The organism is Streptomyces sp. NPDC101166 (genome assembly GCF_044768125.1).
Lineage (GTDB): Bacteria > Actinomycetota > Actinomycetes > Streptomycetales > Streptomycetaceae > Streptomyces.
This window is the reverse complement of record NZ_JBIWPF010000003.1, coordinates 228,297-252,094: the sequence shown is the minus strand read 5'-3', so window position 1 is coordinate 252,094 and position 23,798 is coordinate 228,297. Positions and strand designations below refer to the sequence as shown.

The window sequence follows — 23,798 nt, the reverse complement described above, 5'->3', positions numbered from 1 at the left end:
TACCCCCAAGACGTCCCGGCACGCCGTGCAGCCGTCTCCACTGTACGAGGATCCCGCGACACGAGAACCCCGACCGCCGCCGGCCCCACCGCCCGCCGGCCCCACCGCCCGCCGGCCCCACCTCCCGCCCACCCCGCCACCAGGGACGACGGACTAGGGTGAACGCCCATGACCACCAGCAACGCCAGCGGCACCGCAACCGGCGACGTGGACCCCGCCGTCCGCGAAGAGCTCGAACGGCTGCGGGACAGCATCGACAACATCGACGCCGCCGTCATCCACATGCTCGCCGAACGCTTCAAGGCCACCCAGCAGGTCGGACACCTCAAGGCCCGCCACCAGCTGCCCGCCGCCGACCCCGCGCGTGAGGGCCGCCAGATCGCCCGGCTCCGTGCCCTCGCCGAGAGCGCCAAACTCGACCCGGCCTTCGCCGAGAAGTTCCTCACCTTCATCATCGCCGAGGTCATCCGCCACCACGAACGCATCGCCGACGACACCGTCAACGGCGCGTCCCCCACCACCGGCTGACCTCGAAAGACCACACCGAGCGCGAGCCCACGGCACAGCCCCCGCCCCGCCGGCCCCCGCCCCGGCGCACCCACCCCCGCGAACCCGCCGGTACGCCCTGTCAGCCGACGAGCACTGCCCGTCAGCGTTCGGACGTAAGCTGGTGGTCCCATCGCGGAGGGACGTCGGGTCATGCCGCCGGATGCCAAGATCCTCATCGTCGACGACCACCAGGACACGCTGTACGCGCTCGAAAGCGCACTGGCCCCCCTGGGATACCGCCTCGCCCGCGCCACCAGCGGCGACGAAGCACTCAAGCAGGTACTGCGCGGACAGGTCGGCCTGCTCCTGCTCGACGTGCGCATGCCCGGCGTCAGCGGACTCGACGTCGTGCGCTACATGCGGCGACTCGAACAGACCCAGCACATCCCCGTCATCCTGCTCACCGGCTTCGGCCCCGACCACGAGCTGACCTCCGCCGCCTTCGAACTACGCGTCGCCGACCTCGTCATGAAACCCGTGGACCCCTGGGCGCTGCGCACCAAGGTCCGCTATCTCTACGACGCCCACCGACGCCACCTCGCCCTCGAACACGAGGTGCGCACCCTGCGCGCACTGGTGAAAGACCCCACGGACGCCGCCCCCGACACCCGCGTCCCCCTCCAACGCGACACCGACCCCCACCCCCCGCTTCCCACCGCACCCACAGCGCCGTAGAACGGCGGCTCCGGCGCGAGAAGCGACAAACGGCGCGTACCGATCCGCCCCTGTGCCCCCGTCGCGCCATCAGGCAGCATGGCCCCCATGTCCGTACTGACGCGCGACGAAGCGCAAACCCGTGCCCAGCTCCTCGACGTCCGCGACTACACCGTCGAACTCGACCTGACCACCGGCGACGAGACCTTCGAGTCCCTGACCGTCATCCGGTTCGCCGCGCGCACGGGCGCGGACACCTTCGTCGAGCTCAAGCCGGCCACCCTGCACACCGTCACCCTCGACGGAGAACCCCTCGACCCGGAACTCCTCGACGACAACCGCCTGCCCCTGAAGAACCTCGCCGCCGGCGACCACGAACTCACCGTCCGGGCCACCATGCGCTACTCCCGCACCGGCGAGGGCATGCACCGCTTCACCGACCCCTCCGACGGCGAGACCTACGTCTACACCCAGATGTTCATGGACGACGTCCAACGCGTCTTCGCCGCCTTCGACCAGCCCGACCTCAAAGCCGTCTTCACACTCACCGTCAAAGCCCCCGACGGCTGGACCGTCCTCGCCAACGGCATCACCGAACACACCGACGGCACCTGGAAAGCCGCCCCCACCCCGCCCATCTCCACCTACCTCGTCGCCGTCGCCGCCGGCCCCTGGCACTCCGTGCACACCGAGCACCGCGACCTCCCCTTCGGCATCCACTGCCGCCGCTCCCTCGCCCCCTACCTCGACGCCGACGCCGACGAGATCCTCGACGTCACCCGCGCATGCTTCGACCGCTACCACGAGAAGTTCGAAGAGCCCTACCCCTTCGACTCCTACGACCAGGCCTTCGTCCCCGAGTTCAACGCCGGCGCCATGGAGAACCCCGGACTGGTCACCTTCCGCGACGACTTCGTCTACCGCTCCGCCGTCACCGACACCGAACGCCAGACCCGCGCCATGGTCATCGCCCACGAAATGGCCCACATGTGGTTCGGCGACCTCGTCACCCTCGCATGGTGGGACGACATCTGGCTCAACGAGTCCTTCGCCGAATACATGGGATACCAGACCACCGCCGAAGCAACCCGCTTCACCGCCACCTGGACCGAGTTCGGCGTCGTCCGCAAAGCCTGGGGCTACGACGCCGACCAACGCCCCTCCACCCACCCCGTCGCCCCCGAGAACGTCGAGGACACCGCCTCCGCCCTCCTCAACTTCGACGGCATCTCCTACGCCAAGGGCGCCTCCGCACTGCGCCAACTCGTCACCTGGCTCGGCGAGAAGGACTTCCTCGCCGGCATCAACACCCACTTCGCCCGCCACCGCTTCGCCAACGCCACCCTCGCCGACTTCATCGACTCCCTCGCCTCCAGCACCGAACGCGACGTCCACGCCTGGGCCGACGCCTGGCTGCGCACCACCGGCGTCGACACTCTCACCCCCACCGTCACCGCCGACGCCGGCCAGTGCGCCCTCACCGTCGAACACACCGGCAGCCGCCCCCACCGCATCGCCGTCGGCCTCTACGACCAGGACCTCTCCGACGAAGACGGCCACCTCACCCTGCGCGAACGCCTCGAGATCGACATCCCCCAGCACACCCCCCGCCCCATCGGCAAACGCCCCGCCCTGCTCCTCCTCAACGACGGCGACCTCACCTACGCCAAGGTCCGCTTCGACCCCGCCTCCTACGACACCGTCCGCACCGCCCTCTCCGGCCTGCCCGACCCCCTCACCCGCGCCGTCGTCTGGAACGCCCTGCGCGACGCCGTCCGCGACGGCGAACTCACCCCCACCGCCTACCTGGACACCGCCCGCGCCCACCTCCCCCAGGAAACCGACCTCGCCCTCGTCCAAGGCGTCCTCTCCTTCGCGTCCGGCCAGGTCGCCGACCGCTACGTCACCCCCGAAGAACGCCCCGCCGCCCTCGCCGCCCTCTCCTCCCTCTGCCGCGACCTCATCCGCCGCACCGAGGACGGCGACCACCCCGGCCTGCGCCTCGTCGCCGTACGCCACTTCATCGACGCCGCCGCCCACCCCGAGACCATCGCCGCCTGGCTCGCCGACGGCACCGTCCCCGGCGGCCCCGAACTCGACCCCGACCTGCGCTGGCGCGTCCTCGCCCGCCTCGCCGTCCTCGGCGCCACCGACGAAGCGGCCATCGCCGCCGAACTCGAACGCGACCCCTCCGCCGACGGCCAGGAAGGCGCCGTCCGCTGCCGCGCCGCCCTGCCCGACCCACACGCCAAGGAAACGGCGTGGACGGCGATGTTCGACGGCGACGACCTCTCCAACTACCTGTTCACCGCCACCGCCCAGGGCTTCTGGCAGCCCGAACAGGCCGACCTGGTACGCGCGTACGTGCCCCGCTTCTACGAGGACGCGGCCGCCCTCGCCACCCGCCGGGGCCCCGCCATCGCCGACGCCGCCGGCCGCTGGGCCTTCCCCGCCTACGCCGTCGACGCCGAGAACCTCGCCCTGGGCGAGACCTGCCTGCGCGACGCCGACCTCACCCCGTCACTGCGCCGCAAGCTCCACGACCAGCTCGACGACCTCGCACGGGCCCTGCGGGTACGCGGAGCGTGACAGCGGCCGCCAGAGGGCGGGCCTGCGGCCACTGAGGGCGGGCCCGGAGCCACCCGGGGAGGGCGGCCTCGGGCCCGCCCTCCCCCTTTCGGGTCCACTTCCCATCCGGCCACGGCGTGTCGCCGCGACCGGCGACACACTGGGACTCCCCGCGCCACGGAGGAGCCCCCCACGCATGAACACGCCACCACCCCCACAAGCCCCCACCCACCACACCGACTTCACCGCCGACACCCCCCGCGACCTCGTCGGCATCGGCATCGGCCCCTGCAACCTCTCCCTCGCCGCCCTCGCCCACCCCCTCACCGACCTCGACACCGCCTTCTACGAACAACGACCCGCCTTCACCTGGCACCCCGGCCTCCTCCTCGACGGCACCCGCGTCCAAGTCCCCTTCCTCGCCGACCTCGTCACCCTCGCCGACCCCACCAGCACCTGGTCCTTCCTCAACTACCTCAAAGCCCAGGACCGCCTCTTCCCCTTCTACTTCGCCGAACGCCTCCATACCGAACGCGCCGAACACGACGCCTACTGCCGCTGGGTCGCCGACCACCTCCCCGCACTCCACTTCCGCCACCACGTCGACGCCGTCCGCTGGAACCCCGAACACGAACTCTTCGAAGTCGACTTCGTCCACCTCGACACCGACGGAGAAGCCCAAGCCCTCGGCCGCACCCGCACCCGCAACGTCGTCCTCGGCATCGGCACCGAACCCCACATCCCCGACCCCCTGCGCCCCCTCGTCGACGCCCCCGGCGCAGCCGTCGTCCACGCCGCCGACTACCTCCACCACCGCACCGCCCTCCTCGCCGCCGGCCATGTCACCGTCGTCGGCTCAGGACAATCCGGAGCCGAGGTCTTCCTCGACCTCCTGCGCCACCGCCCCACCGGCCGCGAACGCCTCCACTGGATCGGCCGCACCGAAGCGTTCGCCCCCATGGAGTACTCCAAACTCGGCCTCGAACACTTCACCCCCGACCACACCCGCTACTTCCACGCCCTCCCCGAAACCACCCGCGACCACCTCGTCGCCGCACAATGGCAACTCCACAAAGGCGTCGACGCCGACACCCTCGCCGCCATCCACGACGAGCTCTACCGCCGCACCCTGCACGGCGGCTGGCCCGACGCCGTCCTCACCCCCGGCGTCCGCGTCCGCACCGCAGGACGCATCGCCACCACCAAAATCGAACTCCACCTCGAACACGTCCAGCAGAACACCCGCGCCCGCCTCACCACCGACGCCGTCGTCCTCGCCACCGGCCACCGCGAACGCCCCCTCGACACCCTCCTCGCCGGCCTCGACCCCTACCTCCGCCGCGACAACGCCCACCGCCCCCGCATCGACGCCGACTTCCGCCTGATCCTCGACCCCGTCATCACCGACACCGGCTGCCACGTCTTCGTGCAGAACGGCGAACGCCACACCCACGGCGTCGGCGCACCCGACCTCGGCCTCGCCGCCTGGCGCAGCGCCTCCATCCTCAACACCCTCACCGGGAAGGAGCACTACCCCCTCCCGCACCGAACCGCCTTCACCACCTTCGGCCTCGAACAACACCGGCCCCAGATCCCGCCCACCCGCCGCCCCGCAGAGCTCATCCCCCTGGCGGACGGGATCTGACACCACCTACCGACAACCACCTCCGGACGAAGCGCCCAGACCTAGAACACCGGCGTCCCGTTCCGCGTCAGCTTCCAGTCCACCGACGCGAACTCCGCCGGGTCGATCGACCCCTTCGCCTTCACCCACGAGATCATCGTGTTGCGGATCTCGTCCGAGTTCGACCACACCAGCTTCGCCGCCGCCACATGCGGGAAGTTGCCGCCGCCGTTGGCGCGGTAGTTGTTCACCGCGAACACGAACTGAGCGTCGTCAGCCAGCGGCGCACCCCCGAACCGCACGTTCGACACCCGCGAACCCGCAGCCTTCGCGATGTCGATCTCATACGTCAGACCACTGACCACGTCGTAGTTGTAGTCCGGAGTGCCGTTCGCGTTCGTCAGCTTCGCCGGATCCACCACCGCGTCCGCCGCCGTCTGCACGTAGTAGTTCGCCGAGTACTCCAGGTACGCCTTCATCTGCGCACCCGTCATCAGACGCGCCTCCAGCGTGTTCTCGAACACGTACAGACCCGCCACGTCCCGGATCGTCACCTGACCCGCCGGGATCACCGCGGTGCGCGAGAACGCCGCCGCCTGCGACAGCACCGGCAGCGCCCCGTACTGCGTGCCCGCCAGCGCCTGCTTCACCGTGTCGGCCTGGATGTGGTTGATCAGGTCGATGATCGGCACGTCCTTGTACGGAGCCTCCACCGACCGCATCTCCGCCGCGTTCGACCCGATGACCTGGTTGACGTACGCCACGACCTTCTTGTGCTCGTCACCGAGCAGCCCCACGATCTTCTGGTCCTCCTCCACCGTGTTGGAGTTCAGGACCCGCGCACCCACCTTCTCGACCGTCCAGCCGCCGTTGTCCCGCACCAGCTCGAAGCCGAACAGCGTCAGCCGCTGCCCCCACTTCAACGGCTCCGACAGCACCACCTGCTTGCCGGTCTCCTTGTTCGCCACGAAGTACTCGGGGATCTCCGTGTGCGCGTGACCCACCAGGATCGCGTCGATCCCCGGCACCTGCTCCGCCACCAGAGCCGCCGCGTTCTCGATGTACGGCAGCTGGTCACCGTAGGACGACGTCCCCGACGAACCGCTGTGCGCCGACACGATGACCACGTCCGCACCCATCGACCGCAGCTTCGGCACCCACTTCGCCGCCTGCTCCTCCAGACCCGGGAACGTCATCTTCCCCTGCACGTTCGCCTTGTCCCAGATCGCGATCCCCGGGTTGGTCAGCCCCAGCACCGCCACCTTCACGTCCGGACCGTGCGGGTTGCGCAGCCGGTGCATGCTGTACGGCGCGAACGCCGGGAGCAGCGTCTTCGCGTCCAGCGCGTTCGCCCCCAGCAGCGGGAAATCGCACTGCTTCTCGAACTTGCGCAGCACCGGGATGCCGTAGTTGAACTCGTGGTTGCCGAGCGCCGCCGCGTCGTAGCCGATCGCGTTCATCGCCTGCGCCATCGGATGCACCGGACCGCCCTTGGCGGTGATCGGGTCGACCTTCGCGTAGTAGTACGACAGCTGCGTGCCCTGGATGGTGTCGCCCGCGTCGATCAGCAGCGTGTTCCCACGGCCCTTCTCCTCGCGGATCCGGTTCACCAGCGTGGAGATCTTCGCCAGACCGACGTCGTTGTGCGCCTTGTCGTCGAACTCCTGGTCCGTGAAGTAGTCCCAGTTGAAGACGTTGCCGTGCAGGTCCGTCGTCCCCATCACGGTGAACGCGTACCGCTTCGCGGGCTTCGCGGGCTTCGTCCCCTCCGCCGCCTGGGCCGCCGGAGCCGCGGCGGCCCCCGCGATCGCCACCCCCGCGCCCGTCACGGCGGACTTCTTCAAGAACTTCCGGCGGTTGAACGGCATGTGTTGCTCTCCTCGAAGGACGATCCCGAACGCCTGCCGGCCAAACCGGCAACGCGCGTAGATTCTGACCTGCGCATGGCGAACCGGAACAGACCCCGGAGAGCGCGATCTGGTGATCCCGGTCACTCCACCCCACCCCATGGCCAAGCGGGAACGACCACCAGGAGCACGCACGGCCCACCCCGTACTCCAGCGCATTCACCCAAGATCCGCCGCCGCGAAGACCTCCCCGCAGCCCCCAATTCACCCTTTCGGGGAATTCGAAGAACGCGAAAACATGCTCATAAGAGCAGCCGCCCGCACAATTCCGCGCCCGTCAACCACCCTTCACCCAAAGGACGTTGACCAGCCACCTGCCGCCAAGGCCTTACCCGGCGGTAAGACATAGGCTCACCACATGCGCCGAGCAAAAATCGTCTGCACCCTGGGCCCCGCCACCGACTCCTACGACCGCGTCAAAGCCCTCGTGGAAGCCGGAATGGACGTCGCCCGATTCAACCTCAGCCACGGCGGCCACGCCGAACACGAGGAGCGCTACCGGCGCGTCCGCAAGGCCGCCGACGAGACCGGCCACAGCGTCGGCCTCCTCGCCGACCTCCAGGGCCCCAAGATCCGCCTCGGCCGCTTCACCGAAGGCCCCGTCCTCCTCGAACGCGACGACACCTTCACCATCACCGTCGAAGAAGGCGTCGAAGGCGACCGCCACACCTGCGGCACCACCTACGCCGGCCTCGCCACCGACGTCACCCCCGGCGAACGCATCCTCGTCGACGACGGCAAAGTCACCCTCGAAGTCACCGACGTCGACGGCCCCCGCGTCCACACCCGCGTCCTCGACGGCGGCGTCATCTCCGACCACAAAGGCCTCAACCTCCCCGGCGTCGCCGTCTCCGTCCCCGCCCTGTCCAAAAAGGACGAGGACGACCTGCGCTGGGCGCTGCGCACCGGCTTCGACGTCATCGCCCTGTCCTTCGTCCGCACCGGCAACGACATCACCGACGTCCACCGCATCATGGACGAGGAAGGCCGCCGCCTCCCCGTCATCGCCAAGATCGAGAAACCCCAGGCCGTCGAGAACATCGACGACATCGTCGCCGCCTTCGACGGCATCATGGTCGCCCGCGGCGACCTCGGCGTCGAGATGCCACTGGAACAGGTCCCCATCGTCCAGAAACGCGCGATCAAACTCGCCAAGCGCAACGCCAAGCCGGTCATCGTCGCCACCCAGATGCTCGACTCCATGATCGACAACTCCCGCCCCACCCGTGCCGAAGCCTCCGACGTCGCCAACGCCGTCATCGACGGCACCGACGCGGTGATGCTCTCCGGCGAGACCAGCGTCGGCAAACACCCCGTCCAGACCGTCCGCACCATGGCCAAGATCGTCACGGCGGCCGAGGAGGACATCCTCGCCAAGGGGCTCCCGCCCCTCACCGAGAACAACAAACCCCGCACCCAGGGCGGCGCGGTCGCCCGCGCGGCCGCCGAGATCGGCGACTTCCTCGACGCCAAGTTCCTCGTCGCCTTCACCCAGTCCGGCGACACCGCCCGCCGCCTCTCGCGCTACCGCTCACCCATCCCGCTCCTCGCCTTCACCCCGGAACCGGCGACCCGCTCCCAGCTCAGCGCGACCTGGGGCGTGGAGACGTTCCTGGGCCCGCAGGCCGGCTCGACGGACGCGATGGTCGACCAGGTGGACGAGATGCTGTTGCGGTACGGCCGCTGCCGGAAGGGCGACATCGTCGTGATCACAGCCGGCTCCCCGCCGGGAGTCTCCGGCTCGACGAACCTGGTACGGGTGCACCACGTCGGCGAGGACGACAGCCCCCGGTAGATCAGTGCTTGGGTCCCACGTGGGCGTCGAGCAGGGCGACGGAGGCTTTCTTGGCGACGGAAATGTTGTACGGGTTGCCGTGGCGGGTGCACCGGGTCCACTCGACGCCCAGCTTGTCGAGGGTGTCCGTGAAGAGCTCCCGGACGTCGTCCGACTTGTTGGTGAAGAAGTACCGGGGATATTCGTAGCGCTTGCGCACACCGGCGACGAGGCGAGTCGTCCAGTTGGTGATGCGACAGCCGTCGGAGTGGATGAGGCCCCGGATGAAATCCCAGGGGTGGCTGTCGACGATGGTCTGCTGCCAGGGTTCGAGGGCGATCTGGCGTTCATGCTTCCTGCCGGGGCCGTGCTGGGGGAAGAGGCACCACAGGTGCTTGGAGTACACCTTCACTTCCCGGCAGCCCTGTCGGCGCACCCTGCACACGGAATTTCCGGGCAGGACCTGCCGCATGGCCCTTTCGCACTCGTCCATGAGCCCTGGGTGTGCATCCGCGCAGGCGATGGAGAGGCTTGGCGTTCGCATGGCGCGGTTCTGGATGATGTGGCCGTCGCCGAGATAGAGGCCGAGGAGGTAGGAGTAGGCGGGCAGGTTCAGCCAGCCTTCACATCGCGGGCATGGCGGGAGAGTTCGACCGGGACACTCGCCGCGTTTCGCGCGGTCCATGTGCTTCCAGTAACTGATCGTCCCGAGTGGGATGTTGAACTGGCGAGCGACGTCCGCATTGCGCGCCCCGTTCCGCAGGAGCGTGAGGGCGATTTGTCGAACTTCAGTGCCGTGATGGTGCATAGAAACACTGTGGGTGAATGATCTCAACCGTGCGTAAGGGAATGCGGATGTTCACGAGAATGTGCCCGTCCGCTTTTCTTGGTCAAGGTTGGAAATGAAGGAAAAGTGCCCCGGGTGGGACTCGAACCCACACTGTATGGTGTTTGAGACCATTGTCTGCTGCCAATTGGACTACCGGGGCCCAGGGAATCGAAGGTTCGCCTCGACTCCGTGTCCACTACCTTACCGCAGCTAGGTACGCTCTTGTCAGCAGTACCCCTGCCCTGAACGAGGAGCCCCCCGTGACCGCCCCCGAGTCGCCCCAGCCCGTAGACGCGCCCGACGACGACAAGTCGCACGTGCCTCCGCTGACGACCCGTGTCGTCATCGCCGAGGACGAGGCCCTGATCCGGCTCGATCTCAAAGAGATGCTGGAGGAAGAGGGCTACAGCGTCGTCGGTGAGGCCGGTGACGGCGAGCAGGCGATCGAGCTGGCCCGTGAGCACCAGCCGGACCTGGTGATCCTGGACGTGAAGATGCCGAAGCTGGACGGCATCTCCGCGGCGGAGAAGATCGCGGAGGAGCGGATCGCGCCGGTGCTGATGCTGACGGCGTTCTCGCAGCGCGACCTCGTGGAGCGGGCGCGGGACGCGGGGGCGATGGCGTACCTGGTGAAGCCGTTCAGCAAGAGCGACGTCGTGCCGGCGATCGAGATGGCGGTGTCACGGTTCACGGAGTTGAAGGAGCTGGAGAAGGAGATCGCGGATCTCACCCAGCGGCTGGAGACGCGGAAACTGGTGGACCGTGCGAAGTCGATCCTGCAGACGGAGTACGGGCTGACGGAGCCGGCGGCGTTCCGGTGGATCCAGAAGACGTCGATGGACCGGCGGATGTCGATGCAGCAGGTGGCGGAGGCGGTCATCGAGGACGCGGAGGAGAAGAAGGCGTCCAAGGGCTGAGAGGCCGGCACTACGGCGAGGCCCGCACCCCGGAGAAAGTGGGGTGCGGGCCTCGGCCGTGCGCGGGAGAACCCTGGGTCAGTCCTCGCCGAGGTAGGCCTTGCGGACGGACTCGTCGTGCAGGAGGTCCTGGCCGCTGCCGGAGAGGACGATCTTGCCGACCTCCATGACGTGGCCGTGGTCCGCCAGGGAGAGGGCGGCCTGGGCGTTCTGCTCGATGAGCAGGATCGTCATGCCCTGGGACTTCAGCTCGGCGATGGTCGCCATGATCTTCTGCATCATGATGGGGGAGAGGCCCATCGACGGCTCGTCGAGCATGAGCAGCTTGGGCTGGGACATGAGCGCGCGGCCCATGGCGAGCATCTGCTGTTCGCCGCCGGAGAGGGTGCCCGCGGCCTGCTTCCTGCGTTCGCCCAGGATGGGGAAGAGGTCGTAGGCGCGCTGGATGTCCTTCTCGATGCCGGGTTTGTCGTTGCGCAGGAAGGCGCCGAGGCGGAGGTTGTCCTCGATCGTCATGCGGGGGAAGATGTGCCGCCCTTCGGGGGAGTGGGCGAGTCCCAGCGAGACGATGTTGTGGGCGGGGATCTTCTTGAGTGAGCGGCCGTTGAACTTGATCTGGCCGCCGACCGGCTTGAGCAGGCCGGAGAGGGTGCGCAGCGTGGTGGTCTTGCCGGCGCCGTTGGTGCCGATGAGGGTGACGACCTCGCCGGCGTCGACCTTGAAGGAGATGCCCTTGACGGCTTCGATCTTGCCGTAGGCGACTCGGAGGTCCTCGACTTCGAGCAGTGCGGTCATCGGTCGTTCTCCTTGCCGGGCGCGGCGTCCGTCGTTGCGTCGGCTTCGGCGGTGGCTTCGGCGTTCGCTTCGGCGGCTTCGACCTCGGCGACTTCTTCCGCGCCGGGGGCGTTCTCGAAGGGTTCGCCGAGGTAGGCGGCGATGACGCGTTCGTCGCCCTGGACGGTGGTGCTGTCGCCTTCGATGAGCTTCTGTCCTTGGACGAGGACGGCGACGCGGTCGCAGAGGTTGAAGATGAACCGCATGTCGTGCTCGATGACGAGGACGGCGATGCCCTTGTCGCGGATGGCGAAGACGAGTTCCTCGGTGGTTCGTGTCTCCTGGGGGTTCATGCCGGCGGTGGGCTCGTCGAGGAGGAGGAGGCCGGGTTCGCTGGCGAGGGCGCGGGCGATCTCGAGCTTGCGCTGTTCGCCGTAGGGGAGGTTGCGGGCGAGGTGGTCGGCCTTGGCGTCGAGGCCGACGAACTCGAGGAGTTCCATGGCGCGTTCGCGGGAGGCGGCTTCGGCTTTGTGGAAGCCGGGGAGCCTGAGGACGGCTGACCAGAAGCCTTCCTTGGTGCGGGTGTGCCGGCCGACGAGGACGTTCTCCAGGACGGTCATGTTGGCGAAGAGGCGGATGTTCTGGAAGGTGCGGGCGATGCCGGCGGCGGTGACCTTGAAGGACTTGGGCGGCAGGACGGTGCCCTTGTAGCGGACTTCGCCTTCGGTGGGGACGTAGAGACCGGTGAGGCAGTTGAAGAAGGTGGTCTTTCCGGCGCCGTTGGGGCCGATCAGGCCGACGATCTCGCCGCTGTTGACGGTGAGGTTCACGTCGCTCACGGCGGTGAGGCCGCCGAAGCGCATGGTCACGCCGCGGGCGTCGAGGACGGTCTGCCCGGTCTGGGTGATGGTGTCGGTGGTCATGGTGGTCAGGCCCCTGCCTTCGTCAGGACGGTGGGCGCTTCCGCCTCCTCGTGGAACTCCAGCTGGCGGCGCCGGTTGGGGATGAGGCCCTCGGGCCGGAAGCGCATCAGCAGGATGAGGGCGACGCCGAAGGCGAAGAGCTGGTAGTCGCCGAGGAACTGGAGCTTGTTGGGGATGAGGTAGAGCAGGGCGGCGCCGATGAGGGGTCCGCTGATGGTGCCCATGCCGCCGAGGACGACGGCGGCGAGCAGGAAGGCGGAGTTGGGCGGGATGGCGCCGGCGAAGAGGTACTGCTCGGGGGTCACGGTGTAGGTGACGTGGGCCTGGACGGTGCCGGCGAGGCCGGCGAGGGAGGCGCCGACGGCGAACGCGATGAGCTTGACGCGGAAGCCGTTGATGCCCATGGCGAGGGCGGCGGTCTCGTCCTCGCGGATGGCGACCCAGGCGCGGCCGATGCGGGAGTCGCCGCTGCGCCGGAAGACCAGCACCACGACGGCGGTGATGATCAGCATCAGGAAGAAGTAGTTGGCGAACCGGCCGATGGCGAAGCCCGCGATGTCGTGCTGCTTGCTGAAGTCGAACCCGAGGACGTCGAGGTCGGGGATGGAGGAGATGCCGTTGGAGCCGTTGGTGATGTCGGGTCCGGAGGTGCCGTCGAGGTTGTTGGCGGTGATGCGGAAGATCTCACCGAAACCGAGGGTCACGATGGCGAGGTAGTCGCCGCGCAGGCGCAGGGTGGGGGCGCCGATGAGGACGCCGAAGACCAGCGAGGCGAGGGCGCCGACGAGGACGGCGGCCCAGAAGGGGAAGTGGACGCCGAACGGGGAGCTCTGCGATCCGGAGACGAGGGAGGCGGCGTAGGCGCCGACGCCGAGGAAGGCGACGTATCCGAGGTCGAGGAGGCCGGCGAGGCCGACGACGATGTTCAGGCCGAGGGCGACGGTGGCGAAGATGAGGATGTAGACGCCGATGGTGGCGTACTGGTCGTCGGTCTGGGTGAAGGGGAAGAGGGCGGCGGCGACGAACGCGCCGCAGATGGTGATGTTCTGGTGGCGTGAGGTGATCTGGGACGCCTGGGCGACGAGGCCGGACTTGGTGAGTGCGGCGAAGCCGAGGCCGGCGCTGATGAGGAAGCCGATGAACAGTTCGTCGTACTCGGTGCCGATGCCGTAGGTGAAGACGACGAGGCCGAGGGCGAGGACGCCGACGATGATGAGGATCTCGGCGTAGGACGGGAGCTTGCCGAGGGGCTTGGCGGTGCCGGACTTGAAGGCGGCCTTGATGTTGTCCCGCTGGTGGCGGGCGTTGTGCTTGAACAGTTCCCAGCCGGTGTCGTCGGGGTCGATCAGTTCCGGCGCGGGGCGTTCGAAGGGCAGGGCGAGGGCGCCGGTGAGGGCGGCGAGGGTGGCGAGGGCGACGATGAAGCCGCCGGGTTCGAGGTTGACGAGGCCGCCGAGGTCGACGCTGATGGCGAGGACGGTGTACCAGGCGGTGGCGAAGGTGGCGAGGGCGCTGACTTTGATGGCTGCGTCCGCTCCGGCGGGGGTGAGCCAGCCGAGGCCTTGCACGCCGTAGGAGGAGAGGCAGAAGAGGGTGGTGAGGGCGCCGGTGATGAGGACGAGGACTTGGAGGCCGCCGGGGTAGCCGTAGACGGTGAGGTCGCCGGGGAAGGCGCTGGTCCAGGTCCAGGCGAGGAAGGTGGAGATGACGGCGAGGGCGCTGCCGCCGAGGGCGAGGGCTCGTCCGATGTTCTCGGGGAGGGGGACGAGGCCGGTGGCCGCGGCGGGGGTGGCCAGGGTCCGGGGTGTGGTGGTCTGTGTCGTCATGGGTTTCACGCCCTGTCCGCGACGCGCTCGCCGAGCAGGCCTTGTGGCCTGAACAGCAGTACGAGGATGAGGAGTACGAAGGCCCAGACGTCGGCCCAGGACTGGCTGCCGAACTTGTCCATGCCGGGGATGTCGGCGATGTAGGCGGTGGCGAGGGTTTCGGCGACGCCGAGGACGATGCCGCCGATCATGGCGCCGTAGATGTTGCCGATGCCGCCGAGGACGGCGGCGGTGAACGCCTTGAGGCCGAGGATGAAGCCCATGCGGAAGTCGATCTGGCCGTACTTGAGGCCGTAGGCGACGGCTCCGACGGCGGCGAAGGCGGCGCCGAGGGCGAAGGCGAGGACGATGATCCGGTCGGTGTTGACGCCCATGAGCTTGGCGGTGTCCGGGTCCTGGGCGGTGGCCTGCATGCCGCGGCCGGTGCGCGTCTTCATGACGAAGTAGGCGAGGAAGGCCATGCTGACGGGGGCGGCGCAGAGCAGGAAGATGTCGCCGGTCTGGATGGTGACGTCGCCGAGTTCGAAGGGGCCGCCGGGGATCTCGGGGAAGGTGCGGGCGGACTTGGCGTCGGGGTACCAGGCCCACACTGCCTGCTGGAGGGCGAGGGAGAGGCCGATGGCGGTGATGAGGGGGGCGAGGCGGGGGGCGTTGCGCAGGGGGCGGTAGGCGAACCGTTCCGCTCCGACGGCGATGGTGACGGCGACGATGATCGCGCCGACGATCATGAGGGGCAGGGCGAGCCACATGGTGGTGCCGCCGGGAAGCCAGAGGTAGACCGTGAGGGCGCCGAAGGCACCGGTCATGAAGATCTCGCCGTGGGCGAAGTTGATGAGCTGGACAATGCCATAGACCATTGTGTAGCCGATGGCGACAAGGCCGTACATGGATCCCAGTAGCAGGCCGTTGACCAGCTGCTGCGGCAGTTCGTTCACCGCATGTCCTCCGAGACGGTTCGGATAGTTCGACGGATGTGGCCGGATGTGAGTGCGCGCGGGGCGCCAGTGGAACAGCGCCCCGCGCGGCTCGTGGGTGGTGCGGGGTGGGTGTCAGCCGGTGAAGGTGCCCGACTTGACGGTCTTCCAGGCACCGTTCTCGACGGTGTAGACGGTGAGCTGCTTGTTGGTGGCGTCGCCGTACTCGTCGAAGGAGACCTTGCCGGTCACGCCGTCGAAGGAGACGTTCTGCATGGCGGCCATGACCTTGGCGCGGGCGTCGCTGGGGAGCTTGCCGCCGTTGTCGTCGACGACCTTCTTGACGGCTTCGATGACGGCCCAGGCGGAGTCGTAGGCGTAGCCGCCGTAGGCGGAGTACTCGTCCTTGTAGCCGGCGGCCTTGTAGTCGGTGACGAACTGCTTGGCCGAGGGCAGGTCCTCGACGGGCGCGCCGACGGAGGTCGCGAGGTCGCCGGTGCCGTTGGCGCCGGCCAGCTTGAGGAAGGTGTCGTCCTTGATGCCGTCGCCGCCGACCAGCGGGATCTTGGCGCCGGCGGCCTTGATCTGCTTGCTGAGCGGGCCGGCCTGCGGGTATTCGCCGCCGTAGTAGACGACGTCGGCGCCGGACTTCTTGACCTTGGTGGCGACCGCGGCGAAGTCCTTGGTGTCGGGGTTGATGTGCTCGGTGCCGACGACGGTGCCGCCGAGCTTCTTGAACTCCGTGGTGAAGGTGGCGGCGAGGCCGGCGCCGTAGGTCTTCTTGTCGTCGATGACGAAGACCTTGGTCTTCTTGGCGGTCGTGTAGACGTACTGCGCGGCGAACGGGCCCTGGATGGCGTCCGTGGTCGCGGTACGGAAGTAGGACTTGTACTGGCGGGTCTTGCTGTTCTGCCAGTTGGGGCCCTGGGTGAGGGAGGGGCCGGTGTTGGCGGGGGAGACCTCGACGAGGGAGGCGGCCTCGAAGACCTTCTGCATGGATTCGGCGACGCTGGAGTTGAGCGGGCCGACGACGCCGAGGACGTTCTTGTCGGCGACGAGCTTGGTGGCGTTCTGCTGTCCGGCGGACGGCTGGCCCTGGTCGTCGAGGGAGTCGACCTTGAAGGTGATTCCCTTGACGTAGCCCTTCTTGTTGGCGGTCTTGGCGGCGAGGTCGGCGGAGTTCTTGATGCCGAGGCCCATGGCGGACAGGTCGCCGGTCAGGGGCGCGTCGACGCCGATGGTGACGGTGGTGCCGCCACTGCCCGAGTCGGTGCCCTTGTCGCCGTCGTCGCCGCGCGAGCCGCACGCGGTGAGGGTGAGTGCTCCCGCAGCCAGCGCGGCGGTGATGGCGATGAACGAACGTTGACGCACGATCCAGTCCTTTCCCTGGCACGGCCCTCCCCCCTGGAAGAGGCCGAGTCGAACGCTCGGTCGGCAAGGGGTTTTCCGACCGTGCGGTGACTGGGCGTGACTCTAAACGGGTGAAGGGAACGTGGAGGAGGTCCTGACCAAGGCTGTGACGCTCTTGTTATGACACGAGGTAATGCAGAGCGGTACCGAGGGGGTGGAAGAGATGAATTCAGCCTGATTCGCCCTGTCCGCATAGTGAGAAATCGCAGGACGCGCACCGAGGGGTTCAGGCGTCTCGGGCGTTTTGGTGATTACCCGAAATCGTTGCTACAGGCGACTTGCAGGACATGGGAGAGGTCCCGCGCATAGCGGGGGCCCAGGATGTAGCTGTGGTCTTCCATTGCGCGCGCATTACGCAGAGTTACATCCAGGAAAGGCAGGCCGGCGTCCTTGGGCACTTTCCCGCATTCGGTCACCCGCATCGTGACGACGATCGTGCGGACGGAGCCCGGCGCCGTGCGGAAAGGCGGCCGCGGGTCGGTGGCGAGCGTGATTCCGGCGTACGGCTGGGACACGCGGGTCGTGGTGACGGGCGGGCCGGAGGCCACGCTCAGCAGTACCTCGAAGGCGAAGGAGTGGGAGCGGGCGGTGGGTTGACCGGCGCGCAGGCCCACATAGCGGATGTCCACCACCTGCGACGGTGACGGCGGCGGTGGGCCGGGAGGCGGCTCGTGGCCCTCGGGGCGGGTCGCGTGGAGCAGCCCGACGCCGGCGAGGAGCGCCGCGGCCCCCGCGGCGGCGAGGACGGCCCGTCGGCGGCCGGCGTAGAGGCGGGCCGCACGGCCGGGAAGGCGCGCGGGGGACGCCGTGGGGGTCTCGTCCTCGGCCTCCCGCGCGCGGGTGCCCTCTCCCGGCTCCAGCGGGCCTACGCCGCTCAAGTCCACGGCCCCTCGCCGGGTCCGCCCGAGCGGTACCACCGCACACAGCCCGCGAGGGCCTGACGGTCGATCAACTCGTCGGCCGCCCGGGCCCCTTGGCTCCGTCGGGCGGCCCGTGCGGCGTCCACGACCGTGCGCAGGATGTCGTACTGCCCGTTGGACAGCCCCATCGATTGGTAGTCCCCGTACGTGCCGCTGTCCAGCACCTCACGGGACCAGTGGGCGACGACACGGGCGCACAGCGCCTCGGGAGGCGGCGTGACGGCCGACGGCGTGCTCCCGGGCGCGGGGCCGCCCGGGCCGCCGCAACCGGCTGCCGACACGCTCACCGTGAACGCCAGTGCGAGCAGGCGCGCCGCCCCCGGCGAGAGGACCCCTCCCGATGCCATGTGCCGACGCTAGGCCGCCCGGCGGCATCGGGCAACGGCTGCGGACGGGTGGGGTCTCAGGCCTTCGCGGCCGCCTGCACCCCGTCGCCCGGGTTCACGTCGCGCAGGAGGCAGGTCAGGCGGGCCGTGCAGACGCGGCGGTCCGACTCGTCGGTGATCACGATCTCGTACGTCGCCGTCGAGCGGCCCCGGTGGACGGGTGTGGCCACGCCGGTGACCAGGCCGGAGCGGGCCCCGCGGTGGTGCGTGCAGTTGAGGTCGACGCCCACGGCGATCTTGGAGCTCCCGCCGTGCAGCATCGAGCCGACCGAGCCGAGGGTCTCGGCGAGGACCGCGGAGGCGCCGCCGTGCAGCAGACCGTACGGCTGGGTGTTGCCCTCGACCGGCATCGTGCCCACGACCCGCTCCGGCGACGCCTCCACGATCTGCACGCCCATGCGCGTGCCGAGGTGCCCGGCGGAGAACAGGGCCGTCAGATCGACGCCGAGCGCCGCGTACTCGTCGAGGACCTCCTGCGGGAACTTCACGTGCTGCTGCTCGCCCATCGCGGACCTGCTCCGTTCGTCGTGACCGGTACGGCAGGTCGACTGCCGCACTGGCTGAGCAAACGCTCAGTCGGTCGTCGATTGTTCCAGACGGACCACGACGGACTTGCTGGCCGGCGTGTTGCTGGTGTCCGCGGTGGCGTCCAGCGGCACCAGGACGTTCGTCTCCGGGTAGTACGCCGCCGCACACCCGCGCGACGTCGGATACACCACGACCCGGAAGCCGGGCGCCCGCCGCTCCGTGCCGTCCCGCCACTCGCTCACCAGGTCGACGTACGAGCCGTCGGCCACCCCGAGCACCCGCGCGTCCTCGGCGTTGACGAGGACCACCCGGCGTCCGCCCCTGATGCCCCGGTAGCGGTCGTCCAGGCCGTAGATCGTGGTGTTGTACTGGTCGTGCGAGCGCAGCGTCTGCAGCAGCAGCCGGCCCTCCGGCACCTTCGGGTACTCCACCGGCGCGGCCGTGAAGTTGGCCTTGCCGGTGACCGTGGGGAAGCGGCGCTCGTCGCGCGGGGCGTGCGGAAGGACGAAGCCGCCGGGACGCGCCACCCGCGCGTTGAAGTCCTCGAAGCCGGGGACCACGCGCGCGATGCGGTCACGGATCGTCGCGTAGTCGTTCTCGAACTCCTCCCACGGCACCCGGCTGTCCTCGCCGAGGACCCGGCGCGCCAGCCGGCACACGATCGCCGGCTCCGACAGCAGACGCCCGCTCGCCGGCTGGAGGCGGCCCCGGGAGGCGTGCACCATGCCCATGGAGTCCTCCACGGTCACGAACTGCTCGCCGCCGCCCTGGACATCGCGCTCGGTCCGGCCCAGGGTGGGCAGGATGAGCGCCCGCGCGCCCGTGACCACGTGCGAGCGGTTGAGCTTCGTCGACACGTGCACGGTCAGCCGCGCGCGCCGCATGGCCGCCTCGGTGACCTCCGTGTCGGGGGAGGCGGCGACGAAGTTCCCGCCCATCGCGAAGAACACCTTCGCCTCGCCGTCGCGCAGCGCGCGGATCGCCCGCACCACGTCGAAGCCGTGCGTGCGCGGGGGCGCGAAGCCGAACTCCTTCTCCAGGGCGTCCAGGAACGCCGGCGCCGGACGTTCGAAGATGCCCATGGTGCGGTCGCCCTGCACGTTCGAGTGACCGCGCACCGGGCAGACGCCCGCGCCCGGGCGGCCGATGTTGCCGCGCAGCAGCAGGAAGTTGACCACCTCGCGGATCGTGGGCACCGAGTGCTTGTGCTGGGTCAGGCCCATCGCCCAGCACACGATGGTGCGCTCGGAGGCGAGGACCATCCGCAGGGCGCTCTCGATCTCCGCGCGCGTGAGTCCCGTCGCGGCGAGCGTCTCGTCCCAGTCGGCGGCGCGGGCGGCCTCGGCGAACTCCTCGAAGCCGTGGGTGTGCTCCCGGATGAACGCGTCGTCCAGGGCGCCTCCCGCCTCCAGGATCAGCTTGTTGAGCAGGCGGAAGAGGGCCTGGTCGCCGCCGATGCGGATCTGCAGGAACAGGTCGTTGAGCGCGGCGCCGGCCGTGAGGCCCTTGGGGGTCTGCGGGTTCTTGAAGCGCTCCATGCCCGCCTCGGGCAGCGGATTGACGCTGATGATCTTCGCGCCGTTCGCCTTCGCCCGCTCCAGGGCGGAGAGCATGCGCGGATGGTTCGTGCCCGGGTTCTGGCCGGCCACGATGATCAGGTCCGCCCGGTGGAGGTCCTCCAGCAGGACGCTGCCCTTGCCGACGCCGATCGTCTCCGACAGGGCCGAGCCCGAGGACTCGTGGCACATGTTGGAGCAGTCCGGCAGGTTGTTCGTGCCCAGCTCGCGGGCGAAGAGCTGGTACAGGAACGCGGCTTCGTTGCTGGTGCGGCCAGAGGTGTAGAAGACGGCCTCGTCGGGGGAGGCGAGGGCGGACATCTCCTCCGCGACGATGTCGAAGGCGCGCTCCCAGCTGACCGGCTCGTAGCGCTCGGCGCCCTCCGGCAGGTACATGGGGTGCGTCAGCCGGCCCTGCTGGCCCAGCCAGTAGCCGCTGCGGGCGGCCAGGTCCGCCACCGGGTGCGCGGCGAAGAACTCCGGGGTGACCCGGCGCAGCGTCGCCTCCTCGGCCACCGCCTTCGCGCCGTTCTCGCAGAACTCCGCGGTGTGCCGGTGCTCCGGCTCCGGCCAGGCGCAGCCCGGGCAGTCGAAGCCGTCCTTCTGGTTGACGCGCAGCAGCGTCAGCGCGGTGCGCCTCACGCCCATCTGCTGCTGGGCGATCCGCAGCGAGTGCCCGACCGCCGGCAGGCCCGCCGCCGTGTGCTTCGGCTCGGCGACCTGCGGCGCGTCCTGAACCGGATCGGCCTTGGGCGGCTTCGTTGCCATCGCGGCGCTCCCCCTTCGCTGGCGCGAGTCTTTTCCGACTGCGATCCTCGCACGCCGCACTGACAGCGGTGGCTGGGGGAGAGGGCGGTGGGGGCAGAGGGGCGGGGCCGAGTGTCAGTGGGGCGTGGCAGGATCGGGGGCGTGGCAGAGACAGCATCGAAGAAGACCGAGACCAACCCCGGCGGCGACCGGCCCCGCCTGATGCTCATGGACGGGCACTCGCTGGCCTACCGCGCGTTCTTCGCGCTGCCCGCGGAGAACTTCACCACCGCGACGGGCCAGCCGACGAACGCGATCTACGGCTTCGCGTCGATGCTGGCGAACACCCTGCGTGACGAGGCGCCCACGCACTTCGCGGTCGCCTTCGACGTGTCCCGCAAGACATGGCGCTCTGAGGAGTTCACCGAGTACAAGGCGAACCGCTCCAAGACCCCCGACGAGTTCAAGGGCCAGGTCGAGCTGATCGGCGAGCTGCTCGACGCGATGCACGTCTCCCGGTTCGCGATCGACGGCTTCGAGGCCGACGACGTCATCGCCACGCTCGCCACCCGCGCCGAGGCCGACGGCTTCGAGGTGCTCATCGTCACCGGCGACCGTGACTCCTTCCAGCTGGTCAGCGAGCACACCACGGTGCTCTACCCGACGAAGGGCGTCTCGGAGCTGACGAGGTTCACCCCGGAGAAGGTCGTCGAGAAGTACGGGTTGACGCCCGCCCAGTACCCGGACTTCGCGGCCCTGCGCGGCGACCCCTCCGACAACCTGCCCGGGATCCCCGGCGTCGGCGAGAAGACGGCCGCGAAGTGGATCAACCAGTTCGGTTCGTTCGCCGAGCTGGTCGAGCGTGTCGACGAGGTCAAGGGCAAGGCCGGGCAGAACCTGCGCGACCACCTGGAGTCCGTCAAGCTCAACCGCCGCCTCACCGAGCTGGAGCGGAACGTGGAGCTGCCCAAGGAGGTCGCCGACCTCGCACGCGCCCCGTACGACCGCACGGCCGTCGCGCTGGTCCTGGACACCCTGGAGATCCGCAACCCCTCGCTGCGCGAGCGGCTCCTCGCCGTCGACCCCGGCGGCCAGGAGGCCGAGGTGAGCCCGGTCGTCGCCGCCGGCGTCGACCTGGACGGCACGGTCCTCGGCACCGGTGAGCTCACCGGCTGGCTCGCCGAGCACGGCGACGGCCCGCTGGGCGTCGCCACCGTCGACACCTGGGCGCTGGGCACCGGCTCGGTCGCCGAGGTCGCCCTCGCCGCGGCCGGCGGAGCCGCGGCCTGGTTCGACCCGTCCGAGCTGGACGAGAGCGACGACCGCGCGTGGGCGGCCTGGCTGGCCGCCGAGGACCGTCCCAAGGTCCTGCACGACGCCAAGGGCGCCATGCGGGTCTTCGCCGAGCACGGCTGGAGCGTCGCCGGCGTCTCCATGGACACCGCCCTCGCCGCCTACCTCGTCAAGCCGGGCCGCCGCTCCTTCGACCTGGACGCGCTGTCCCTGGAGTACCTGCACCGGGAGCTGGCGCCCGCCGCCACCGCCGACGGCCAGCTCGCCTTCGGCGCGGACGACGGCGCCGAGGCGGAGGCGCTGATGGTGCAGGCCCGCGCGATCCTCGACCTCGGGGAGGCGTTCCGGGGCCGGCTGGAGGAGGTCGGCGCCGCCGACCTGCTGCGCGACATGGAGCTGCCCACGTCCGTCCTCCTCGCCAGGATGGAACGGCACGGCATCGCCGCCGACCGGCCCCACCTGGAGGCCATGGAGCAGATGTTCGCCGGCGCCGTCCAGCAGGCGGTGAAGGAGGCGCACGCGGCCGCGGGGCACGAGTTCAACCTGGGCTCGCCCAAGCAACTCCAGGAAGTCCTCTTCGGCGAGCTGGCCCTGCCCAGGACGAAGAAGACGAAGACCGGTTACACCACGGACGCCGACGCGCTGGCGTGGCTCGCGACGCAGACCGACAACGAACTGCCGGTCATCATGCTCCGCCACCGGGAGCAGGCGAAGCTCCGCGTCACCGTCGAAGGCCTGATCAAGACGATCGCCGCGGACGGCCGCATCCACACCACCTTCAACCAGACCGTCGCAGCCACCGGCCGTCTGTCGTCGACCGACCCCAACCTGCAGAACATCCCCGTCCGCACCGACGAGGGCCGGGCGATCCGCCGCGGCTTCGTCGTGGGCGAGGGCTTCGAGTCCCTGATGACGGCCGACTACAGCCAGATCGAACTGCGCGTGATGGCCCACCTCTCCGAGGACGAGGGCCTGATCGAGGCGTTCACCTCGGGCGAGGACCTCCACACCACGGCGGCCTCCCAGGTCTTCGGCGTCGAGCACTCGGCGGTGGACGCGGAGATGCGGCGCAAGATCAAGGCGATGTCGTACGGGCTCGCCTACGGACTGTCGGCGTTCGGGCTGTCCCAGCAGCTCAGCATCGAGGCGGCGGAGGCCCGCGCCCTGATGGACGCCTACTTCGAGCGCTTCGGCGGGGTGCGGGACTATCTGCGCCGGGCGGTCGACGAGGCGCGGGCCACCGGCTACACGGCGACCCTCTTCGGCCGCCGCCGCTACCTCCCCGACCTCAACAGCGACAACCGCCAGCGGCGTGAGGCGGCCGAGCGGATGGCGCTCAACGCCCCCATCCAGGGCACCGCGGCGGACATCGTCAAGATCGCGATGCTGAAGGTGGACGGCGCGCTGCGGGAGGCCGGCCTGACGTCCCGGATGCTGCTCCAGGTCCACGACGAAATCGTCCTGGAGATCGCACCCGGCGAGCGCACGGCGGTGGAGGAACTGGTCCGCCGCGAGATGTCCACGGCGGTCCGCCTCCGGGCCCCCTTGGACGTCTCAGTGGGAGCGGGCCGGGACTGGGAGTCGGCGGCCCACTGACCACCGCCGCGGGGAGCCCCACCCAGGGGCGCGGGGGTTGAGCAGTCAGCCACCCCCGCGCCCGCGGACGGCGGGCGGACGCAGGGGCGACGGGCGGCGACGG

The 23,798-nt window shown here is 69.5% G+C and carries 18 protein-coding genes and 1 tRNA gene; 7 read left to right on the top strand and 12 right to left on the bottom strand.

Features of this window, described 5'->3' with window-relative positions:
* Positions 1-168 precede the first annotated feature (168 nt).
* The 4 genes from ACIRS4_RS07975 to ACIRS4_RS07960 all read left to right on the top strand — a co-directional run bounded on the left by ACIRS4_RS07975 (position 169) and on the right by ACIRS4_RS07960 (position 5,416).
* Positions 169-528, top strand: a complete 360-nt coding sequence (locus tag ACIRS4_RS07975) for a chorismate mutase (protein WP_404191625.1) — start codon at positions 169-171, stop codon at positions 526-528.
* Positions 529-699: 171 nt separating this feature from the next.
* A complete protein-coding gene (locus tag ACIRS4_RS07970; RefSeq protein WP_404191622.1) occupies positions 700-1,224 on the top strand; it encodes a two-component system response regulator in 525 nt (174 codons plus the stop codon).
* Between the two features lie 87 nt (positions 1,225-1,311).
* Entirely contained in the window at positions 1,312-3,792 is a 2,481-nt protein-coding gene (gene pepN / locus ACIRS4_RS07965; protein WP_404191619.1) for an aminopeptidase N, read from the top strand.
* Between the two features lie 175 nt (positions 3,793-3,967).
* Positions 3,968-5,416: a lysine N(6)-hydroxylase/L-ornithine N(5)-oxygenase family protein gene (locus ACIRS4_RS07960; protein ID WP_404191617.1), complete on the top strand. Its 1,449-nt coding sequence runs from the start codon at positions 3,968-3,970 to the stop codon at positions 5,414-5,416.
* 41 nt (positions 5,417-5,457) lie between these two features.
* On the opposite strand, the gene ACIRS4_RS07955 is transcribed toward ACIRS4_RS07960, so the two are convergent.
* Positions 5,458-7,263: a bifunctional metallophosphatase/5'-nucleotidase gene (locus ACIRS4_RS07955; RefSeq protein WP_404191614.1), complete on the bottom strand. Its 1,806-nt coding sequence runs from the start codon at positions 7,261-7,263 to the stop codon at positions 5,458-5,460.
* Positions 7,264-7,660: 397 nt separating this feature from the next.
* On the opposite strand from ACIRS4_RS07955, the gene pyk reads away from it, so the two are divergent.
* A complete protein-coding gene (gene pyk, locus ACIRS4_RS07950; RefSeq protein WP_404191611.1) occupies positions 7,661-9,097 on the top strand; it encodes a pyruvate kinase in 1,437 nt (478 codons plus the stop codon).
* 1 nt (position 9,098) lies between these two features.
* On the opposite strand, the gene ACIRS4_RS07945 is transcribed toward pyk, so the two are convergent.
* Positions 9,099-9,884, bottom strand: coding sequence for a helix-turn-helix domain-containing protein (locus ACIRS4_RS07945; protein ID WP_404191608.1), 786 nt, complete (start codon positions 9,882-9,884; stop codon positions 9,099-9,101).
* Between the two features lie 106 nt (positions 9,885-9,990).
* A tRNA-Leu gene (locus ACIRS4_RS07940) sits at positions 9,991-10,065 on the bottom strand.
* A gap of 100 nt (positions 10,066-10,165) precedes the next feature.
* Between ACIRS4_RS07940 and ACIRS4_RS07935 the strand changes: the two genes are divergently transcribed.
* Positions 10,166-10,822, top strand: coding sequence for an ANTAR domain-containing response regulator (locus ACIRS4_RS07935; RefSeq protein ID WP_130437293.1), 657 nt, complete (start codon positions 10,166-10,168; stop codon positions 10,820-10,822).
* 78 nt (positions 10,823-10,900) lie between these two features.
* Here the strand turns inward: ACIRS4_RS07935 and ACIRS4_RS07930 are convergent, their stop codons facing one another.
* The 9 genes from ACIRS4_RS07930 to ACIRS4_RS07890 form a co-directional block, all read right to left on the bottom strand.
* Positions 10,901-11,617, bottom strand: coding sequence for an ABC transporter ATP-binding protein (locus ACIRS4_RS07930; protein ID WP_404191604.1), 717 nt, complete (start codon positions 11,615-11,617; stop codon positions 10,901-10,903).
* Positions 11,614-12,519, bottom strand: a complete 906-nt coding sequence (locus ACIRS4_RS07925; protein WP_404191601.1) for an ABC transporter ATP-binding protein — start codon at positions 12,517-12,519, stop codon at positions 11,614-11,616. Before ACIRS4_RS07925 ends, ACIRS4_RS07930 begins: the two co-directional genes overlap by 4 nt.
* 5 nt (positions 12,520-12,524) lie before the next feature.
* Positions 12,525-14,345, bottom strand: coding sequence for a branched-chain amino acid ABC transporter permease (locus ACIRS4_RS07920; RefSeq protein ID WP_404191598.1), 1,821 nt, complete (start codon positions 14,343-14,345; stop codon positions 12,525-12,527).
* Positions 14,346-14,350: 5 nt separating this feature from the next.
* Positions 14,351-15,280 carry a branched-chain amino acid ABC transporter permease gene (locus ACIRS4_RS07915; RefSeq protein ID WP_404191595.1) on the bottom strand — a complete coding sequence of 310 codons (930 nt, stop codon included), beginning with the start codon at positions 15,278-15,280 and terminating at the stop codon, positions 14,351-14,353.
* A 114-nt stretch (positions 15,281-15,394) separates the two neighbouring features.
* Complete coding sequence (locus tag ACIRS4_RS07910) at positions 15,395-16,630, bottom strand: branched-chain amino acid ABC transporter substrate-binding protein (RefSeq protein ID WP_404191593.1); 1,236 nt, start codon at positions 16,628-16,630, stop codon at positions 15,395-15,397.
* Between the two features lie 290 nt (positions 16,631-16,920).
* A complete protein-coding gene (locus ACIRS4_RS07905) occupies positions 16,921-17,547 on the bottom strand; it encodes a Tat pathway signal sequence domain protein (RefSeq protein WP_404191590.1) in 627 nt (208 codons plus the stop codon).
* Positions 17,544-17,936, bottom strand: coding sequence for a hypothetical protein (locus ACIRS4_RS07900; RefSeq protein ID WP_404191587.1), 393 nt, complete (start codon positions 17,934-17,936; stop codon positions 17,544-17,546). Before ACIRS4_RS07900 ends, ACIRS4_RS07905 begins: the two co-directional genes overlap by 4 nt.
* 56 nt (positions 17,937-17,992) lie before the next feature.
* The gene (locus ACIRS4_RS07895; protein ID WP_404191584.1) at positions 17,993-18,481 is read right to left on the bottom strand and encodes a PaaI family thioesterase; all 489 of its coding nucleotides are present in this window, start codon (positions 18,479-18,481) and stop codon (positions 17,993-17,995) included.
* A 66-nt stretch (positions 18,482-18,547) separates the two neighbouring features.
* The gene (locus tag ACIRS4_RS07890) at positions 18,548-20,827 is read right to left on the bottom strand and encodes an FdhF/YdeP family oxidoreductase (protein WP_404191582.1); all 2,280 of its coding nucleotides are present in this window, start codon (positions 20,825-20,827) and stop codon (positions 18,548-18,550) included.
* A gap of 141 nt (positions 20,828-20,968) precedes the next feature.
* Here ACIRS4_RS07890 and polA point away from each other — a divergent pair, with 141 nt between their 5' ends.
* Positions 20,969-23,695: a DNA polymerase I gene (polA, locus tag ACIRS4_RS07885; protein WP_404191579.1), complete on the top strand. Its 2,727-nt coding sequence runs from the start codon at positions 20,969-20,971 to the stop codon at positions 23,693-23,695.
* Positions 23,696-23,798: the final 103 nt, after the last annotated feature.

What these genes read in the sequence shown, in the direction of transcription:
- ACIRS4_RS07975 (WP_404191625.1), top strand. Translation starts at nt 169, where the DNA reads ATGACCACCAGCAACGCCAGCGGCACCGCAACCGGCGACGTGGACCCC.
- ACIRS4_RS07970 (WP_404191622.1), top strand. Translation starts at nt 700, where the DNA reads ATGCCGCCGGATGCCAAGATCCTCATCGTCGACGACCACCAGGACACG.
- pepN (WP_404191619.1), top strand. Translation starts at nt 1,312, where the DNA reads ATGTCCGTACTGACGCGCGACGAAGCGCAAACCCGTGCCCAGCTCCTC.
- ACIRS4_RS07960 (WP_404191617.1), top strand. Translation starts at nt 3,968, where the DNA reads ATGAACACGCCACCACCCCCACAAGCCCCCACCCACCACACCGACTTC.
- ACIRS4_RS07955 (WP_404191614.1), bottom strand. Translation starts at nt 7,263, where the DNA reads ATGCCGTTCAACCGCCGGAAGTTCTTGAAGAAGTCCGCCGTGACGGGC.
- pyk (WP_404191611.1), top strand. Translation starts at nt 7,661, where the DNA reads ATGCGCCGAGCAAAAATCGTCTGCACCCTGGGCCCCGCCACCGACTCC.
- ACIRS4_RS07945 (WP_404191608.1), bottom strand. Translation starts at nt 9,884, where the DNA reads ATGCACCATCACGGCACTGAAGTTCGACAAATCGCCCTCACGCTCCTG.
- ACIRS4_RS07930 (WP_404191604.1), bottom strand. Translation starts at nt 11,617, where the DNA reads ATGACCGCACTGCTCGAAGTCGAGGACCTCCGAGTCGCCTACGGCAAG.
- ACIRS4_RS07925 (WP_404191601.1), bottom strand. Translation starts at nt 12,519, where the DNA reads ATGACCACCGACACCATCACCCAGACCGGGCAGACCGTCCTCGACGCC.
- ACIRS4_RS07920 (WP_404191598.1), bottom strand. Translation starts at nt 14,345, where the DNA reads ATGACGACACAGACCACCACACCCCGGACCCTGGCCACCCCCGCCGCG.
- ACIRS4_RS07900 (WP_404191587.1), bottom strand. Translation starts at nt 17,936, where the DNA reads ATGGCATCGGGAGGGGTCCTCTCGCCGGGGGCGGCGCGCCTGCTCGCA.
- ACIRS4_RS07895 (WP_404191584.1), bottom strand. Translation starts at nt 18,481, where the DNA reads ATGGGCGAGCAGCAGCACGTGAAGTTCCCGCAGGAGGTCCTCGACGAG.
- ACIRS4_RS07890 (WP_404191582.1), bottom strand. Translation starts at nt 20,827, where the DNA reads ATGGCAACGAAGCCGCCCAAGGCCGATCCGGTTCAGGACGCGCCGCAG.